The organism is Sorangium sp. So ce131, assembly GCF_051519095.1.
Lineage (GTDB): Bacteria > Myxococcota_A > Polyangia > Polyangiales > Polyangiaceae > Sorangium.
In genome coordinates this window covers 5,194,106-5,213,057 of record NZ_CP150455.1, presented here as the reverse complement: position 1 = coordinate 5,213,057, position 18,952 = coordinate 5,194,106, and the positions used below count along the sequence as shown (strand labels likewise).

Below are 18,952 nucleotides of genomic sequence, written 5' to 3'. Positions count from 1 at the left end.
CCGCCCGACGTTCCAGGGGCTCCCCCACCCCCGCCGCTCGACGTTCCAGAGGCTCCCCCGCCGCCGTTCCCAGCCGGCGACGCGTCCTCGCCGCACCCCGCCGGCAACGTGCAGCTCCACGATGCGAGCATCAACGTGGCTATCCACAGCCACCCGATCCGCTTCACCATCCTGCCTTCCCTCGTTCCTTCCTCACCACTGCAGGTGCCCGTAAGCTCGCAGCGCGGCGCTCGTTGATCCCGCCGATCGCACCGCTGGCATTTCAACACACTTGCGCCGCCGGCACGATGCGTGCCAGCCACGTGGCCAAGGTTCACCAGGGCGATCTTCTGTTGAATGCCGTCGCCTCGGCAGGCTCTCGCGGCAGGGCCCACGATCCTGCGCGGATGAATCAAACGGATCGATCCGGTTGATCAAAAGATCACGTCGCGCGACCAGCGCGAGCCTCGCTGGCTCGCGGGGATGCTCGCTGCGTCGCTCCACGGCACCGCGGCTCGCGCGGGCCGCTGCAGCCGACGTCACGGTCGCATCGAGCTCCATCCCGCAGCTCTCCGAGCCCGACGGCGCGGCGCGCTCCGGTGAGCCCGACACATCGGCGCTCGTGGTGAAGAAGCTCGCCGCCACGTGCGTCGTCACGTGCGGGTCCCGCGGTCACCTCGAGGTTGCGCGGGCGCCCGCGGCACCCGCGCGACCTCGAGCGGCACGACGGGGCGACGGCCAGGGCGACGCCGAGTTGCACCGCGTACGCCCACACCACGGCGCGGGCATCGCGATCCCTACCGCTGTGAGGATTGACGCCGGGAAATATTCCAGCGTTACTGGTCTCCTATCCTTGGGAGGAGTTTGCCATGATCACGCGTAGGCGCCCTCGCATCGCGGACGGCAGGACGGTAGGAGGGCGGAGCGCGCATCGCGTGCTGTTCGCGCGGGGGCTCATCGCGCTCGTCGCGCTCGTCGCCGTGGCGTGCGGCGACGACGGCCAGCCGAACGACGGCACCGGGGGCACCGGCACGACCAGCACCAGCAGCGCTGGCGGCTCGGGAGGCTCGGGCGGCGACGGCGGCACCGGGGGCACCGGCACGACCAGCAGCAGCGCTGGCGGCGACGGCGGCGACGGCGGCGACGGCGGCGACGGCGGCGACGGCGGCGACGGCGGCGACGGCGGCGACGGCGGCGACGGCGGCGACGGCGGCGACGGCGGCGACGGCGGCACCGGCACGACCACCACCAGCAGCGCTGGCGGCGACGGCGGCTCGGGAGGCTCGGGCGGCGACGGCGGCGGCGGCGCCGCCCCCGGCTGCACGGCCGGCGCGTCGCAGAGCGTCCCGTGCGGCCTCAATGGCAACGGCGCGCAGCCGCAGATCTGCGCGGATGGCGTCTGGGTCGACGACGGCGCCTGCGTTGACCCCGACGTGTGCGTCAACGGAGCCGAGCAGCGCGAGCCGTGTGGCCTCAACGGCGCCGGGACGCAGACCTCGGTCTGCGCCCGCGGCGCCTGGGTGCCGGGCGCCTGCGTCGATCCGGATGAATGCGAGACGGGCGCCGCGCGGCAGGTCGCCTGCGGTTTCAACGGGGCCGGCTCCGTACCCCAGGTCTGCACCGCGGGGCGGTGGCGCGACGACGGCGCCTGCGTCGATCCCGACGTCTGCGCGAACGGCGCGACCCAGCAGGCGGCCTGCGGGCTCAACGGGGCCGGCTCGAGGACCCAGGTCTGCACCGCGGGGCAGTGGCGCGACGACGGCCCCTGCGTCGATCCCGACGTTTGCGTGAACGGCGCGACCCAGCAGGCGGCCTGCGGTTTCAACGGGGCCGGCTCCGTACCCCAGGTCTGCACCGCGGGGCAATGGCAGGACGACGGCGCCTGCGTCGATCCCGACGCCTGCGCGAACGGCGCGACCCAGCGAACGGCCTGCGGGCTCAACGGGGCCGGCTCCGTACCCCAGGTCTGCACCGCGGGGCAGTGGCGCGACGACGGCGCCTGCGTCGATCCCGACGCCTGCACGAACGGCGCGACCCAGCAGGCGGCCTGCGGTTTCAACGGGGCCGGCTCGGTACCCCAGGTCTGCACCGCGGGGCAGTGGCGCGACGGCGGCCCCTGCGTCGATCCCGACGCCTGCACGAACGGCGCGACCCAGCGAGCGGCCTGCGGGCTCAACGGGGCCGGCTCGGTACCCCAGGTCTGCACCGCGGGGCAGTGGCAGGACGACGGCGCCTGCGCCGATCCCGACGTCTGCGCGAACGGCGCGATCCAGGACGTCGCGTGCGGACTCAATGGGCGCGGGCGCCAGGCGCAGGTCTGCACGCTGGGGGCGTGGGTGGATGCGGGCGAGTGCGTCGATCCCGATGTGTGCGTCGACGGCGACCTGGAGCTCGCCATGTGCCCCGGCGGGGTCCAGCACACGAGCTGCGTCGAAGGCCTCTGGGTCGACGACGGCGCCTGCGAGAGGCGCACGGTCAGCGCGGGCGCGTCGGACACGTGCGCCGTCGTGAACGGGCAGGTCGCCTGCTGGGGCAGCGGCGGGAGCGGCCAGCTCGGCAACGGCACCACGAGGTCGTCGGGCACCCCGACGTGGGTCTCGAGCCTGGACGACGCCGTCTCCGTCGCGGTCGGCTCCTACCATGCGTGCGCGCTGCGCGCGACCGGCGCCGTCGTGTGCTGGGGCTCAGGCACCGCGGGCCAGCTCGGCAACGGGTCCACGGCGAATGCGACGAGGCCGGTCACCGTCTCCGGCCTCGACGACGCGGTGGCCATCGACGTGTCGGTCGATCACTCGTGCGCGCTGCGCGCGACCGGCGCCGTCGTGTGCTGGGGCGCAGGCGCCGCGGGCAGGCTCGGCAACGGGTCCACGGCGACCGCGACGACGCCGGTCACCGTCTCCGGCCTCGACGATGCCCTCGCGATCGACGCGGGCGGCGCCCACACGTGCGCGCTGCGCGCGACCGGCGCCGTCGTGTGCTGGGGCGCAGGCGCCGCGGGCCAGCTCGGAAACGGCCTCGCCACGCATCAGACGACGCCCGTCGCCGTCTTCGGCCTGAGCGACGCGATCTCGATATCCTCCGGCTGGGGGTACAGCTGCGCGCTGCGGGCGAACGGCAGCGCCGTCTGCTGGGGCCGAGGGTCCAGCGGCCAGCTCGGCAACGGCCGCACGACCGACATGTTCACGCCCGTCGCGGTGTCGAACCTGGCCGATGCCGTCGCGATCGAGGCGAGCAACGGGGTGAATGAATCGGGCTCGGATCTGTCCTTGGGCCACACGTGCGCGCTGCGCCGGGACGGCACGGTCCGGTGCTGGGGGTACGGGGTCGATGGCCAGCTCGGACAGGGCGCGTTCGCCACGAACATGGCCGGCGCCGACGTGGTGGGCCTCGGCGACGCGCGCGCCGTGACGGCCGGCTCGCGCCACGCGTGCGCGGTGCGGGCCACCGGGGAGATCCGCTGCTGGGGGAACGCAGGAGCTGGGCAGCTCGGGAACGGGTCGACCGGCACCGCGCCGGCGCCGGTCGACGCCGTGACGCTGGAAGACGCGACGCAGATCGCCGCGGGTTCCTCGCATACGTGCGCGCTGCGCTCGAACGGCCAGGTCGCGTGCTGGGGGGCAGGCATCAATGGGCAGCTCGGAAACGGCTCCACGGAGGGCCGGACGACCCCAGGCAGCGTGCTCGGCATGACCGATGCCGTTCAGGTCAGCGCGGGCGACAACCACACATGCGCCCTGCTGCGGAGCGGGCAGGCTCGCTGCTGGGGCCAGGGGTCGGGCGGACAGCTCGGAAACGGCGTGTTCGTGAGCGCCAGCTCACCCAGCACGGTGTCGGGCCTGTCGGACGCCGTCGCGATCAGCGCGGGCCGCGCTCACACGTGCGCCGTGCGCCGGAACGGGCAAGTGAGCTGCTGGGGCATCGGCTACAACGGACAGCTCGGGAATGGGTCCACGTCGATCGGACTCTCGCCCGTCACCGTGCTCAACATCACCGACGCCGTCGACGTCGAGGTCGGCGCCTCTCACTCGTGCGCTTTGCGCGCGTCAGGCGCCGTCTCGTGCTGGGGCCAGGGGACGAGCGGACAGCTCGGGAACGCGACCATGGCGGACTCGTTGGTACCGGTCGAGGTCCTGGGGATGAGCGACGCGATCGGGATCGACGCCGGGGCCTCGCACACGTGCGCCGTCCACCGCACGGGCGCCGTGAGCTGCTGGGGCAACGGCACCGACGGGCGCCTCGGGAACGGCACGACGACGAACGCCACCATTCCCTTCGCGGTCTCGAGCCTCGCCGACGCCGTGCAGGTGAGCGCGGGCGACAGGCACACCTGCGCGGTCACGGCGGCCGGGGGCGCGTTCTGCTGGGGTGACGGCGACAGCATGCAGCTCGGAACCGGCGCGACCGGCGATGTGCTGACGCCGGTGCCCGTCGCGAGCCTCGCCGACGCGGCGGCCATCAGCGCCGGCAACTCCCACACCGCGGCGCTGCGCTGGACGGGCGTGGTCTCGACCTGGGGCAGCGCGAACGACGGCCAGCTCGGCAATGGCAGCCCCAAGGTGAACATCCCCATCGCCGTGATCGGGCTCTGAGCCTGACGCGACGGCGCTCCGCGCGACGGCGGGCTCAGGGATCGCAGCGATTCCCTGAGCCTCGAAGCGCGCGCGGCGGGCAGCCGAACCAGCGCCGGAACGCGTGGCTGAACGCGGTCGTGTCCGAGAAGCCGAGCCGGAGCGCCGTCTCGGTCACGCTGCTCCTCGCCAGCAGGTCGGCCGCGTGGTCGCGGCGCACCTCCTCGACCAGCTTCCGGAAGCTCGTCCGCTCGACCTGAAGGCGCCGGCGCAGCGTCCGTCCCGTCGTGCCGAGGGAGCGAGCCACCTCGTCCAGCGACGGGACGCCGCCCTCGGCGCTCGAGAACGCGCGGACGATGTGGTGCCGCACGCCGTCCACGAGCGACGGCGGCGCGAGCTGCTCACAGAGGGCGCTCGCGCTCCGGCAGAGGTACTCCCAGAGCCTCTGGTTCGCGCCCGCGGGCGCCATGTCGAGGAGCTCGCGGCGGAAGACCAGCCCGTCCCAGGGCGCGTCGAACCTCATGGGGCAACGGAAGAACTCGAGGTGCGCGGACCGGTTCGGCGGCGCCGCGTGGCGAAACCTCACCTCCAGCGGCGTGAGGTCGTCGCCCGCCAGCTGCCGCAGGCAGGCGAGGCTCTGCGCCAGCGCGGTCTCGTTGGAGAGGCGGTGACCGAGCGTGAGCGGCCGCAGGCGATGCCACCGCACCTCGACGCGCCTCGCGGTCTCGATCGTCTCCCATCGTCCCGAGTCGGTCAGCAGCGCGCTGTAGCGCCCCGCGGTGCCGAGCGCATCGCGGAGGGAGGGCGCGGTCATCATCGCGAAGCCGAGCACGTGCAGGTCCTCCAGCTTCGCCCGGTGCGCGGCGCGGATCGGCAGCGACGGGTCGTCCAGCGTTTGACCCAGATAGGTCCACAGATCGAGCAGCCGGTCGATCTCGATGCGCCGCTCGGGATCGGCGGCGAGCAACGGCAGGCGCGCGGCGCGCTCCATCGCGCCCAGCCGGATGCCGTCGCGGAGCCCGAGGTCGACGACCAGCCTGGCCACGGACGGCATGACGGTGGGCAGCGGGCGGTGCATGCGCTCGTGTATACATGCACGATCCGCACCGGCGGTCGCAAGCCAGGTTTCGCCGTGGCGCGAGATCGCGGGGCGCGCGCGATCTGACACCCCGATCAGGGCGCCGCCGCGGCGGGCGTCAGGGGTTGGTGATGCCGATGAGCCCGTGGCCGACGAGCAGGGTCGTGGAGTTCGGGGGCAGCGGGGCGGCGTTCGTCGCGCTCGCCCATCCCTCGCGCATCAGCGCCGTCCGGATGCGCGAGATCGGGGAGACCTGGTGGGCCTCCTGGAGCAGCTTCATCGCCTCGGCCGGGATGGTCACCGTGCCATCGCCGCCGAGCGCCACGCATTGAATCTCGACCTGCTTGCGCGCGGGCGGCGGCATCGCGAACGGCGACATGCCCTCGACGTCGCCATCCGTGCTGGTGATGCGCACGACCGTGGCCTGCGCTGCCCCGCAGGCGCCGCCCGGACCGCCGCAGCCCAGCGTCAGCGCGCTGCCGTCGAGCGGCAGCGCGACGAGGGCGGCCGCCGACGCGGTGTCGGGGGTGAACGCCTCGCCGGCGGCGATCGGCGCGGTGTCGGGGAAGTCGAAGGCCATCGCGCCGCCGGGCGAGATGCCCACGACGACCTCGGCGCCGCGCTCGATCGGGTCGGTGGGGCTGTTCGGAACCGGCCCCGCCCCGGCGACGACGGTGTACTCGGCCGCGAAGTCTTCCTCCGTCGCGCCCTGGTTGACCACGACCGCTGTCGTGCTCGACTCCACGGCGACGATGGGGAATGCGCCCTGGTTCTTTGCGTTCGCCGCGCCGGTGACGCGCAGGTAACGGCCGACGTCTGCCGCGGAGAACGTCGCGCCGTCGATCGTGTAGGCCGCGGTCCCCGTCTGCCCCGGAGCGACGCTCGCCTGTCCGGCCCCGGTCGACGTCGGGCACACATAACCCGAGCCAGCGAAGCGGCACGTGATGGGCCCGCCGGCGAGGCCGGCGATCGTGATCTCGCCCTGATCCGTCAGGGCCGGCGGCGGGTTGTCCTCCGTGTCGTAGACCCACGCCCTGCACCCTTCGATGTCCCCGGCCACCTGCTCGTACGCAGGAGGCCTGGACGAGGTGAACAGGACCTGCACCGTGAGGCCGTGGCCCGCCTGCGGAGCGCCTTGAATCGATACATCCTGGATCGAGATGATCCCGTCGTGCGTCGCGACCGGGGAGCAACGGTCCGAGCCGCCGTCGCCGGAGCTCGACGAGCCGCCCTCGCCCGAGGCCGACGAGCCGCCCTCCCCCGAGGCCGACGAGCCGCCCTCGCCGGAGCCTGACGAGGCGTCGTGCCCTGCGCTCGTCGAGCCGCCACCATGATCATCGTCCGAGTCATGGAAGCACCCTGCGACGGCAAGGGTGGTGACGAGCGCGAGGGACATCGAGCCCCTCCGTGAATTTCCCGAGAGTTTCATTCGACGGATCATGGTTTGAGCCTCCACGCGTCCGGCGAGGCGCGACGCGCGCGCCTCCGCGGCTGGACGTGGGGCAGATATAGCGATCGGCCTCAGGGGCCGCTTGGTCGCGCCGGCCAGGGAGTTGGTCGAATCGGCCACCCGATCGCCTCGCGATGCGCGCCGGGTCTCGAAGGCGGCCTCCACCCCCTCCGCAGCGGCGCCCCCCCGCAGAATCGAACGACTCAGGCGGCGGCGTTCGGCGCCGCGTCCCAGGCGATCGGGAACGACGTGTAACCGCGTATGAAGAAATGCTCCAGCCGCTGAGGCGCGGCGCCTCCGGCTGGGCGCAGGTTCGGCAGCCGGGTGAGCAGGCGCTCCAGCGCGATGCGCAGCTCCAGCCGGGCCAGGGAGGCGCCGAGGCAGGCGTGGATTCCGCGCGCGAACGCCACGTGCTCGCGGGCGTTCTCCCTGGCGATGTCGAAGCGCTCGGGGTCCGAGAACTGCGCGTCGTCGTGGTTGGCGGCGGCGTAGAGCAGGAAGATGCGGGCGTTCGCCGGGATCGTCACGCCGCCCAGCTCCGTCGCGCGCGTGGTCACCCGGAACAGGCCGAGCACCGAGGTGTCCATGCGGAGGATCTCCTCCACCGCGTTCGGGATCCGCTCAGGGTCCCTGCGGAGCTGGTCGAGGAGCTCGGGGTGGGCGAAGAGCAGCCCGAGCCCGTTCAGGATCGCATTGGACGTCGTCTCGTGCCCGGCGACGATGATATCGAGCGCGTTGTAGGCCGCCTCCTCCGTGCTCATCTGCGCCGTGCCCCCGAGCTCGATCGGCAGCATCACGGTCAGCAGATCTTCGCGCGGTTGCTCCTGACGAGCGCGGATCTGCGCCAGGAAATACCGCTGGCTGGCGATGAAGCTGTGGGCGCAGGCCACGAGGCGCTCCTCCGGCGCGCTGGCCGACAGGACCTCCAGCCAGTCGGAGGACCAGCGCTTGAGCTGCGGGAAATCCGCCCGCGGCACGCCGATCAGGTCGCAGATGACGAGGCCTGGCAGCAGGCTCGCGAACTGCGTGGCGAGGTCGGCCTTGCCGTCAGCGACGAAGGCGTCGATCAGCTCGTCCGCGATCGCGCGCACCTGCGGCTCGAGGCGGGCGATGCGCTGCGCCGTGAACGCCTTGTTGACGATCCCGCGCATGCGCGTGTGCGCCGGCGGATCGCTCTCGACGATCAGCGAGGCGGAGCCGAGGCCGGTCGCCATCACCGCGGCGACGCTGGGCGGCAGCGTGACGCTGGTCTGCAGCGAGCCGACCGACGAGAAGATCTCCGGCTGCTTCAAGGCCGCGGTGACGTCCGCGTGACGGGTGACGACCCACAAACCGTGGTCCGGGCTGTAGAACACGGGCGTGTCGCGCCGCAGCTCGGCGTACATCGGGTAGGGATCGGCCAGGTGGCGCGGCGCCATCGGGTTGAAATGAGGGCAGGCGGCGACGGGGCCATCGGCGGCGGTGGGCGCGGTCATGAGATGTTCCTCCTGGATAGAAACCGGTTGATTCGGTGGCCCAGCCGGCGACTGGCAGCGATCCCTCGGCGGCGTCCCCCAACGAACTTCGATGCTCTCGCGGCGGACGCGTCCATCCGGCCGCAGACCGTCAGGGCAGCCGGGCCCGTACGCGCTCGACGCCCTCGCGAGAGCCGAGCACGGGCGGCGCCCCGAGTTGCCGGCGAGCTCGCCGGAATCGCTCGTACGCCACACTACCGGAGGCTATAGATTTCGCGTTCGAGCGTCCAGTCGCTTGCTTGCGGCCCTGGACCGTCCGGCGCGCGCGTAGGCGGCAATCTCACATTCCCCCCGGGAGCCGGACAGCGCGCCGTGCGTCGAGCGCGCCGGAGCGGTCCGGCGGCGCAGCGGAGACGTCGCGCCGGGCTTTCAGCTCGCTCTGCTGCTCATCTCTGCGGCGACCTTCCGCATGGTCCGATCGAGCGGCTCAAGGACGCTCATGATGCGCTGCGCGAGCTCGGGCCCCGCGGCCTCCGGCGTTCCGGCGTCGAACGGCGGGGCGGGGTCGTATTCCAGCATGAGCTGCGTCATCTTCGCGGTGTCCTCGCCGCGCAGCAGCGCGAGGAGCGTCAGCCCGAAATCGATGCCCGCCGTCACCCCGCCGCCCGAGATCCGGTTGCGATCGACCACCACGCGCGCCCGCACACACTCCACGCCGAACGCCTCGAGGACGTGGCGCGTGGCCCAGTGCGTCGTGGCCTTGTATCCTCCCATCAACCCTGCTGCGGCCAGGACGAGCGATCCTGTGCACACGGAGGTCACGTACCTGGACCGAGCGCCCTGGTCCCTCAGAAAGCGGAGGATGTCCTGGTCCACCATGGCGTCGGCCGTGCCGATGCCGCCCGGCACGAACAGGATGTCCAGGTGATCCGGACAGTCGCTGAAGGTCGCGGTCGGCTGGATGGAGACCCCCGAATCGGATGCGACCAGCTCGCGACTCTTCCAGAGGAGGTGCGTCGCGGCGTGAGGGGCCAGCACGCTCTGAGGACCGATCAGGTCCAGCATCGTGAGCCCCGGGTAGAGCACCATCCCGACCTGGAGCGGCGGCTGCGGGCCCGGCATCTTGATATCATAAGCTTCCGTCATCTCTCGTCCCTCGTCCTTTCGTTCCTTCGTCCGCGGATCATCCGGATCGCGGCCCTTCCCCTCGGCGCGGCGCCGCGCCCGGCCTCGAAGAGCGCTCGACGTCGACGCGCCTCGTGGACCTGACTGTGCGCGACGCCGGCGCGGCTCGAAAGGACAACCTACCCTGCTTTCAGGACACGCCGGCTCAGGGCCGGCCGAAGCGCCGCCGGTAGTCCTCCGGCGTGACCTGCAGGGCGCGCTGGAACGCGCGCCGCATCCGCTCGTCCGTGCCGAAGCCGCAGTCGCGCGCGAGCTGCTTGATGGACGCTCGGCCCCCCTCGAGGCAGGAGCGCGCCTGCTCCAGCCGCGCCGCCTCGACGAACTTCGCGGGGGTCATCTGCATGGCGCGGGTGAACGTCCGCGCGAAGTTGCGGGGGCTCATCCCGGCCTTCTCGGCCAGCACCTCGACGCGCAGATCGGCGTCGAGGTGCCGGAGGGCCCAGTCGATCACGCCGCGCAGCGGCCCCGTGGCGACGGTCTGCGCGAGGAGCGGGCGGCTGAACTGCGACTGTCCGCCCGGGCGCTTGAGGAACACCACGAGGTCCCTCGCCACCTCGAGCGCCACGTCGTATCCGAGGTCCTCTTCCACCAGCGCGAGCGCGAGATCGATGCTCGCGGTCGTGCCCGCAGACGTGTAGATGTTCCCGGACCGCACGAAGATCGCGTCGGGGTCGACGTCCACCCCGGGAAACTCGCGCGAGAGCGCGGCCGCCGCGCGCCAGTGCGTGGCCGCTCGGCACCCTGTGAGCAGCCCGGCGGCGGCGAGGACGAAGGCGCCGGTGCAGACAGCGCCCATGCGCCGCACCTCGGGCGTCGTCGCGCGGAGCCAGCCGAGCAGCCGGGCGTCGCGCATCGCCTCCTGGGGATCGCCCCCGGCGACCAGCACCGTGTCGACGCCGGGGGCCAGGTCCGCGAGCGCCTTGTGGGCGACGATCTGCGCCCCGGACAACGTCCGGATGACGCCGCCCGACACCGCGGCGATCTCGACGGCATAGGCCGGGGGAGCCCCGGGGTGCTTCGCCTTGGCCGAAGCCGATGCCAGGGCGAATACGTCGACGGGCCCCACCACGTCGATGGCGCTCGCGCCGTCGTAGGCCACGACCACGATCCTGCGCGTCTGCGCATGGCGGATCGCGCCCGGCGCGGCGCGGGGAGAGCTCTTCGATGGACGGGGCCGGTTCACGCGACAAGGGTACCCGTCGCGCACCCGACCGGAAGACAGAGTACCTGCATTTCCTGCCAGGCGCCCCGAGGCAGCTCGGTCAGCGCGTCCCCGCCAGAGCTACGCTTGACCACCACGTCCGAGCGCCTCCATCAAGGCGTAGTAGCAGGACGGCTCCCGCGTCTTGTACAGCCCGTACCAGGCTTCGAGGGCGGCCGGCGAGAACACCTTCAGGCGGGCCAGGATCACGCGCGCGAACTCGAGGGGCGCCATGGCCGAGGCCGTGATCACGCCGCGATCTTCCACCGCGGGCTCGTTCAGGTAGTGCGCGCCGCCGCGGTAGCCGCTGGTCTCTAGGAAGCTCGGATCGTTGCTGGTGTGCTTTCGATCGTCGAGCAGTCCGGCGCGGGCCAGCCCCAGGGTCGCGCCGCAGATTGCTGCGACGGGCACGCCGGCGTCCACGAATTCACGCGCCTTGGCGAGCGCGGGATCCGTCTTCGGCTCCGCCCAGACGTCGGCCCCCGGCAGGATCAGCAGCGAGCTGTCTGCCGGACGCAGCTCGTCGAGCGAAAGGTCCGGCAGGATGGTGACTCCGCCGACCGTTCGCACGGGTGAACTATCGAGCCCGACGGTGCGGGCCCGGTACGGAGAGGGCACGCCGGGGGCCGGGCGGTTGATATGGGCTATCGCGAATCCGGGCTCCCAGTCGGCGAGGGTATCGAGCACGAGCAGGTGGACATCGCGTTGGTCGGACATGGCAGCATGCTGTCATGTAGACAGCATGTGGTCAACCTGCCGGCTCGCGACATCGAGCTCGGCACGGCCGGGGTATTTGGCACCGTAGCCGCTGCGTGAACACCGTCTCGCGCGACGGTCACCGATTGGGCAGACCCGCTCCGCGCCCGCCGCTCCGCTCCCCAGCGTCACGCTCGAACCTCGCGATCAGGCGTGGTTGGCCACGAGCGCCCCCTGGCGCGTGTTCCCGCTCCGCGCCCTGGCCGCCTCCTGCGACGTCGATCGCTTCGATGCGTGGTTCGATACGAGCGTGGCTTAGCTCGTAACTACGGGTTTCTCGCGCAGCGGACCCCGATGAAGGGGCGGCGCTCCGGCGCGTCGTAGCTGTCGCGGGCGGATGAAAGCAGGTGTTGCGCGTCATCCGAGAAGGAGCCGCCCCGCGATACCCGTTCGTATCCCCCCTCCAGGTTAGCGCAGTCCGTGCAATCTTCGGAGTAGTTCTCCTTCAGGTCCAGAGCCCATTCTCGCACGTTCCCGGCCAGGTTGGCCTGCCCCCATTTCCCATCCCCTGGCTTCCGTGATCCGACAGGCAAGATGTCTATAAACGTACACTTCTCTGGGGTATCCGTGAAGGTGCAGCCATACCCCGCAAGACTCTGATCGATCGTCTCATCCGTGGGTGACGTCGACCACGGGTACGGCCGCTGCTCGTCTCCGCCCGCCGCTGCGTAGTTCCACTCCGCCTCCGTGGGCAAGCGGCCCCCATCCCAGGCGCAGAACGCGAACGCAGCATACCAGCTCAGGCAGTTCATCGGCAGACTCTCGTTGTCGCCCGCCGTATCCGTCCACGTCAGGAACGTCGCGTTGCACTTCAACTCGTCCTTGAGCAACGCCGCGCTCGAAGCCATATACCCGTTCCACGTCGAATCCCACCCGCTCCCCTCGATCTTCGGGTGTTTGCCGGCTCCCGGATCGGGGAAGCTCCCCGGGTACGCATCGACGAACGCGCGGAATCGCCCCACGGTCACCTCGAACCGGTCCAGCAGGAAGTCGCTCACCTTGGCCGGATGCTCGCTGTCGTTGCTCCGGTTGAAGCTCCCGCCCGGCACCGCCGTCGTCGCGCAGCAGCTCTCGTTTCTCATCGGCCCGCACGTCGGTGCCAGGTCGGCGCAGCTCGGAGGTGTCACGCAGGTTCCTCCGCGGCACACCGGCGCCCTGGCGGGGCACGGCGCCTCGTCTTGCCACGCTCCGCGGTCGTCGCACCGCTGCGGCGTGTTCCCCGAGCACCGCACGTCGCTGCTCGGAGCACACACACCGGCGGGAGCGCCGCCCGAGCCTACGCCCGACGGTGCGCCCCCCGATCCATCCGCGCCGCCCGACGTGGCAGCCCCCGATCCATCCGCGCCGCCCGAGGAGGAGGCGGTCCCTCCGCCACCCCCGCCGCCCGGCGCTTGAGCGTCGGTGAAGTCATCGAGGCCGAGCAGCGCCCCGCACGATGCGCCCGTCAGCGCCGGCACCACGGCAAGCAACGCAGAACGAAGACCACGCTTCATGATACGATTGTACACGAGCTGGCGCGCATCTCACCCAAAGGCTCAGGCTACGATGCGCGGCGGTAGACGATCTGGCCGCCGGTCTTCGAGAGTGCGTAGGCGAACCCGAGCTCCAGGGTCGAGCGGGTGACGACGCCCCCGAGGTCCAGGCCCTGCTCCACCATCAGCCGCGCCGCGGCCGGCGTGATGCCGACGAGCACGACCTCGGCGCCGAGCAGCCGCGCCGCCCGCGCCGCCCGCAGGAGGTACTCCGCCAGGGCGGCGTCGACGGCCGCCATCCCCGTGACGTCGACCAGCACCACGCGCGCTTGACGCTCGGTGATGTCCCGCAGCATCGACTCGATGAAGCGGCCGGACCGCTGCGCGTCCATCGTCCCGATGACCGGCATCACCAGGATGTTCCGCGCGATGGGCACGACGGGGCTCGAGAGCTCGCGGATCGTGTCGAGCAGCGACTCCTGGTGCCGGTTCGCCTGCTCGAGCTCATGCGTCCGCTCCGTGATCCGGTGGACGAGCTGCGCGTTCTCGACCGCCACGGCCACCGTGTCGGCGACACGCTCGAGGAGCGCGGCCTCCTCGAGCGAGCACGCCGCGCGGCGCTCGCTCTCCAGGACGAGGACGCCGAACGGGGTTCCTCCCGCGAGGAGCGGGACGCCGACCAGGGTGTGCACCCCCCGCCCGCGCGCCTCGACGACATCGGGCGCGGCGTGGAGCTCGCTCGCGTGCGTGTCGACGATGATCGATCCGGCGGTGCTCAGCACGCGCTCCACCAGCGACCCCGCTTCGAGCGGGGCGCGCTCCTCGCGGAAGTCCTGTTCCCCCACGTTCATGCCGGCGGCGAGGATCTCGATCGGCCGGCCGGCCCGGTTCAACCGGCGCCGCCGCTTCGTCGCCCTGCGGGTCGCGTCCAGCGTCAGGTAATCCGAGAGCGCGATGGACCACGGCGTGCTCTCGACGGTCACGACGTCGACGCCGGTGTCGATGAAGCGCAGCGCGTGCCCTTTCCCGGCCGCCGCGCGCGTCGGCAGCCCGGCCAGGGCCGCCTCGGCGCCGCTCGACACGATGTCGTGGAGCAGCTGCACCGCGCGATAGCCCATGTCGTGCTCGCGCTGGACGATGGCCGCGTGGATGGTGCCCTCCCTGAGCATCGAGATCGTGTCCATGAGGAGATCGAAGGCGATGACCTTGAGCCTCCCCTCCCGTCCCAGCGTCCTGGCGGCCGCGCCCCAGAACGGGCCGTTCGCGGCGCAGACGCCGAACGCGCCGGCGACGCCTTGGTCCTCGACGGCCTCCCGGACGAGCCGCATCGCGGCAGGCAGATCGTGGAGGTCCTCGGTCGGCGGCAGCACGTCGAGCGACGTGCCGGAGAGCGCCGCCTCGAACCCCGTGATGCGCTCCATGCTGTGGATGGATCCGACCGAGTACGTCTGCACGCCGATCTTGCCTCCGTCCGGGAGCAGCCGCGCCAAGAGCTCCCCGGCGATCCGCCCCGCCGCCGTGTTGTCGGTGCCGACGTAGGCCAGAGCGCTGCTGCCTTCGACAGGGGGCGTATCGATCGTGACCACCGGGATCCCGGCCGCCGTCGCGCGCCGGATCGCCGGCTCGATGAGCTCCGGGTTGATCGGCGACACGATGATGCCGTCCACTCCCCGTTCGACGCCCTCGTCGACGAGCTCGCGCTGGGCGATGTCGGCTGGGGCGCCGCCGCTGAGGATGTGGGCGCTGCGCACGTCCAGGTTGATGCCGAGGTTGCGCCCCGCGGTCAGGGCGCCGTCACGGATGTTGTTCCAGTACGCCACCGGCGGTCGCCGCGGGACGTAGTAGCTGCGGGTCTCGGGAGCCGCGGCGCCGCCGCCCGAGGCGGAGCCCCCGCGGGGCGCGTCGCTCAGCAGGACGAGGTGCACAGAGCTCCACTGCGGCCTGAGCTGTACGCTCTTGATGCCTTTCGAGATCACCTCCACGAGCTCATGCGGGCTCGTCCGCGCGGCCACGGTGTTCAGCACCGCCTCGAGCACGCGGATCTCCTGCGCCGACTGGGCCTTGTCGTCGTAGAGCTTTCGCCGCTCCAGCGCCGCGGCGGCGCGTTCGGCCAGCGAGCGGAGCCGCGCCGAGCGCTCGTCCGAAGGCGCTTGCTCGTCCGCCTGCTCGACGGCGAGCACGCCGAACGTCTGTCCCTGCACGCGCACCGGGACGAGGACCACGGCCGCGCCCGCGGGCACCCAATGCAGCGCCGGCTCGCCCGGCAGGTGCGCCCGGTACCACGCGGCGGCCGCCACGACGCGAGCGCCGTCCGCCGACTCGAGCGTCGAGAGCTCGGCGGCCGGCCCCGCGTCGGCGAAGAGGCTCGGCGGGCTCGCGAGCACGTTATCGAGGCCGACAGAGAGCCTGTGGACCAGCCGCTCACCGTCGCGGGTGAGCAGGATCCCGCGCTGCGCGGAGGGCAGGATGCCCACGGCCTCCTTCACGATGTGATGGAGCGTTGCGAAGAGATCCAGACCGGTCATCATGCGCCTTTCGCCCGCGATGCACCCCGAGACGGCGAGGGATCACGTCAGCAAGCGCGATCGAGCGGCACCTTGTCAAGAGGCGACGGGGCCGCGCGGAGGCGCCGCGCACCACCTCGGCCCTGGGCCCACATTGCCCGGCGCACGTCCAGATGAGCGGTAACCAGCTGAAACCACGCGTGTTTCGACGTCGCCGGGGATGCCGAATCCAGACGTGATCCGAGAGCCAACCTCGGACAAGCGGGCTCGGCGGGGGAACAAACCGGGAAATCGTAAGTGGGCTACCCAACCTCGGTTACACCGATCTGGATCGGCTACCTCGGAGGTGCAATCGCGATGATGGACTTCTTCGCGCGCTTCCGCGACCACTACAAATCCCACGAGGACCCGTACCACGGCGCGACCGACCTGGCGGAGACGGTGACCCTCTCCTTCGGAGAGTGCGTGTCGTCCGAGAACCCGGCGGTGTGTCCGGACTCCAGGAAGGCGAGCCACAACCTCGTGCGGCTGCAGGACGGCCGCACGGTGCTCCACGTCATCAACCACACCTACGATGCTGGCGTGGTGGAGCTCACGGGCTTCCGGGCGAGCTTCCGCACGGACGAAAGGCCGTCCCGGGTCACGCTCGCCTCGCTCGACTTCGAGGCAGACCGCGAGGCAGAGTTCACGTACGAGGGGGGAATGCTCGAGGTCGATGTCGGCACGCTCCCGGCCTCCGTCGCGATCGTCGTCGAGTAGGGACCGCCGGAGGTCACCGGGCTGGTAAGCTTGCGCCGCGGATGCAGGTCCACGGCGCCGACCCGTATCCACGCTGTCGTGGGGCGCTCACCAGGAGATGACGATGAAGCTGACCAACCAGCAGGTGATTCAGTCGATCTACGACACGGGCAAGGCTGGTGACTTCGAGACGATGCTCTCGCTCATGGATCCCGAGCTCGTGATCGAGGAGGCCGAGTCGCTCCCCTACGGGGGGACCTACCATGGTCCCGAGGGCTTTCGCAGGCTCCTCGCCAGGGTCTTCGAGAGCGTCCGCAGCTTCCACGTCGAGGTGGACGGCATGATCGCCGACGGGGACCAGGTGATCGTGATGCTGCGCCTGAAGCTCGGGCTCAAGGGCAGCGACAGGGAGTTCGAGACGAAGGTGGCCGAGTACTGGAGGCTGCGCGACGGGAAGGTGATCGAGCTGAGGCCGTTCTACTGGGACACGGCGGCGCTGGTGAGCGCCCTGCGCTCATGAGGTGGCTGAAGAGCGGCGGCGCCGATCCAGGGCGACCCGCGCTTCAGCCGCTGCCCACGAACCGCACCCGCTCCGTCCCCTCGATCATCTGCAGCGCGAACTGCGCCCCCGTGAAGGGCAGCTCCGCCCGCACCGGCGCAAGCGCCGCCTTCATCCGCTCCGCCAGCCCCGCGATGTCGACCACCTGCCTGTCCGCGTGGCGCCACGGGACCACGACGGCCTCCGGCTGGCTGACCCCCGACGGGTCTCGCAGGTTCTTCGTGAACTCCTGCCCTCCGTCCTCCTGCGCGTCGAGCCCGTAGTGCATCGCCTCCGGCGCCTGGAACACGTCCAGCGTCTTCACCTCCCCCGCGAAGAGCACGAGGAGCGTGTCCGAGGCGAGCCGGTCGAACCGCAGCGGCGTCAGCGCGTCGGTCGCCGGCGGGATGACGCTCGGGTCCAGCAGCCGCTCCGGGTAGCCCTCCACGACCAGGCCCGGCCAGCCCGAGACCACGCTCGACCGCATCAGGAACCCGCTCACCCGCTGCGGCCCCTCCGACCGGCTCGCCCGCACCGTGCGCGCGTGCTCGAGATCCGCGTTCGTCACCCGGCCCACGCTGCGCGCCCCGTCGAGCAGGCACTCCACCCAGGCCGGGTCCACGCAGAAGAACCGCAGCCCCTCGACGGGCAGCAGGCGCTCGTCCGGCACCAGGTAGCTGAACGGGAGCCCCACCAGGTGCTCCAGGTCGGCGAACCACTCGGCCACGGCCTCCGGCATCTCCACCGGCTCCGACCGCGTTTGCCGCAGCGGCAGCCGCCGCGCCGCCCGCTGCCGCATCGCGTGCCGCTGCTGCGCGCTCTCGCGCGTCCAGCGGAGCAGCTCCAGCGCCACGCGCGTGTTCGCCAGCGTCCGCAGCCGCCCGAGCTCCCACGCGGCCGCGTACGACACGTCGAACATGCCCGTGTCCGGGTCGTAACGCACGAGCTCGTCCGCGCACTCGGCCGGCAGCTTCACCTCCTCCGCGCCGATCCCGGGCGCGAACGGCCCCCGGTAGAACGACACGCTCTTGCTCCCCCGGCGCATCCGGTGCGGCAGCGGCACGTAGCCCTGCTCGAGGTACGGCGCCGCCGGGCTCGCCAGCGGCAGCGCCTCCGGCACAGGCGCCCGCAGCTCGGCCGGCGCCCGGTCGAGCCCCTTGAGCAGCTCGCTGAAGCTCTGCTCCGGGTCCACGCTGTCGAACGTCCAGCTCGCGAGGCTCACCAGCCGGATCCATTCGTCCGGCCCGGCGCCCTGAGCATGGAAGACCCCGTTCGGATAACACTTCTCCAGCGAGACCAGGTGCACGGTGCTCGTGCCGTTCGGCTCGGGAAGGCGATTGCAGACCACCGTCGCGTCGAGGTCCCCCTCGGGCACCGCGTTGCCGTCCTTGCGCTGGTGGGCGTGCGCGAGCAGCGCGAGCTCCGCCGCGGTCGGCAGCAGGTGCTGCAGCGTCTTCCACTGCACGTCGACCACCGTGACCTCGTCCGACGCCTGCTGTCCCTCCTCCAGGGCCACCCCCTCGGGGAAACGCGCCGTCGCCGCGGGCGTCTTCACGAGCTCGCCCAGCGTGAGGGTCTGCACCCGCGGCTTCTCCACGCCCTGGTCGACGAAGTCCGACGCGCGGAACAGGAGCAGCGCCATCCAGGAGCGGTTCTCGTCCACGAGGCCCGGCAGGCGCTCCCAGGGGAGCGTGCTGCGGCTCAGCGTGATGTGCGGGAGCACGTTCGCGTGCTCCCCCACGCTGCCGGGCGGAGGGAACATCGCGACGATGTCCTCCGGCCCGAGCGGGCCGAAGCGCTCCCCCAGGACCGCGAAGCTGAGCCGCTTGGTGAAGACCTGCCTCGGGATCTTCCCGTCGGCCTCGAGGGTCTGCTGGATCTCGACCTTGTACGTCCCGCTCTCCAGCGCCGGCTGGTGGAACTCCAGGAACTCGATCGTCCCGTCCTCGCTCGGCGTCCGGAGCGACCCGCGGACGCGCAGCCCCGACCCCCGCAACGCGCGCAAATTGACAGACGGCATGGCTCTCCC

At 71.7% G+C, this 18,952-nt stretch carries 12 protein-coding genes; 3 read left to right on the top strand and 9 right to left on the bottom strand.

Annotated elements, in window-relative coordinates; translation table 11 throughout:
• The first annotated feature begins 848 nt into the window (after positions 1 to 848).
• Positions 849 to 4,568 carry an RCC1 domain-containing protein gene (locus tag WMF43_RS18720; protein WP_437681923.1) on the top strand — a complete coding sequence of 1,240 codons (3,720 nt, stop codon included), beginning with the start codon at positions 849 to 851 and terminating at the stop codon, positions 4,566 to 4,568.
• Positions 4,569 to 4,602: 34 nt separating this feature from the next.
• Here the strand turns inward: WMF43_RS18720 and WMF43_RS18715 are convergent, their stop codons facing one another.
• The 8 genes from WMF43_RS18715 to WMF43_RS18680 form a co-directional block, all read right to left on the bottom strand.
• Entirely contained in the window at positions 4,603 to 5,625 is a 1,023-nt protein-coding gene (locus tag WMF43_RS18715) for an AraC family transcriptional regulator (RefSeq protein ID WP_437681921.1), read from the bottom strand.
• A 118-nt stretch (positions 5,626 to 5,743) separates the two neighbouring features.
• Positions 5,744 to 7,021: a hypothetical protein gene (locus WMF43_RS18710; RefSeq protein WP_437681919.1), complete on the bottom strand. Its 1,278-nt coding sequence runs from the start codon at positions 7,019 to 7,021 to the stop codon at positions 5,744 to 5,746.
• Between the two features lie 257 nt (positions 7,022 to 7,278).
• Entirely contained in the window at positions 7,279 to 8,550 is a 1,272-nt protein-coding gene (locus tag WMF43_RS18705; RefSeq protein ID WP_437681917.1) for a cytochrome P450, read from the bottom strand.
• Between the two features lie 408 nt (positions 8,551 to 8,958).
• The gene (locus WMF43_RS18700) at positions 8,959 to 9,675 is read right to left on the bottom strand and encodes a DJ-1/PfpI family protein (RefSeq protein ID WP_437681915.1); all 717 of its coding nucleotides are present in this window, start codon (positions 9,673 to 9,675) and stop codon (positions 8,959 to 8,961) included.
• A 184-nt stretch (positions 9,676 to 9,859) separates the two neighbouring features.
• Positions 9,860 to 10,819 carry a GlxA family transcriptional regulator gene (locus WMF43_RS18695; protein WP_437684034.1) on the bottom strand — a complete coding sequence of 320 codons (960 nt, stop codon included), beginning with the start codon at positions 10,817 to 10,819 and terminating at the stop codon, positions 9,860 to 9,862.
• 177 nt (positions 10,820 to 10,996) lie between these two features.
• Positions 10,997 to 11,632, bottom strand: coding sequence for a type 1 glutamine amidotransferase family protein (locus WMF43_RS18690; RefSeq protein WP_437681913.1), 636 nt, complete (start codon positions 11,630 to 11,632; stop codon positions 10,997 to 10,999).
• 305 nt (positions 11,633 to 11,937) lie between these two features.
• Positions 11,938 to 12,753: a formylglycine-generating enzyme family protein gene (locus WMF43_RS18685; protein WP_437681911.1), complete on the bottom strand. Its 816-nt coding sequence runs from the start codon at positions 12,751 to 12,753 to the stop codon at positions 11,938 to 11,940.
• 458 nt (positions 12,754 to 13,211) lie between these two features.
• Positions 13,212 to 15,671, bottom strand: coding sequence for a substrate-binding domain-containing protein (locus WMF43_RS18680; protein ID WP_437681910.1), 2,460 nt, complete (start codon positions 15,669 to 15,671; stop codon positions 13,212 to 13,214).
• Positions 15,672 to 16,004: 333 nt separating this feature from the next.
• Here WMF43_RS18680 and WMF43_RS18675 point away from each other — a divergent pair, with 333 nt between their 5' ends.
• Both WMF43_RS18675 and WMF43_RS18670 read left to right on the top strand, forming a co-directional pair.
• Positions 16,005 to 16,406 (top strand): hypothetical protein, encoded by a 402-nt coding sequence (locus WMF43_RS18675; protein ID WP_437681908.1) that lies wholly within the window; start codon positions 16,005 to 16,007, stop codon positions 16,404 to 16,406.
• Between the two features lie 103 nt (positions 16,407 to 16,509).
• Positions 16,510 to 16,905: a nuclear transport factor 2 family protein gene (locus WMF43_RS18670; RefSeq protein WP_437681906.1), complete on the top strand. Its 396-nt coding sequence runs from the start codon at positions 16,510 to 16,512 to the stop codon at positions 16,903 to 16,905.
• Positions 16,906 to 16,948: 43 nt separating this feature from the next.
• On the opposite strand, the gene WMF43_RS18665 is transcribed toward WMF43_RS18670, so the two are convergent.
• A complete protein-coding gene (locus WMF43_RS18665) occupies positions 16,949 to 18,943 on the bottom strand; it encodes a hypothetical protein (RefSeq protein ID WP_437681904.1) in 1,995 nt (664 codons plus the stop codon).
• Between the last annotated feature and the right edge of the window lie 9 nt (positions 18,944 to 18,952).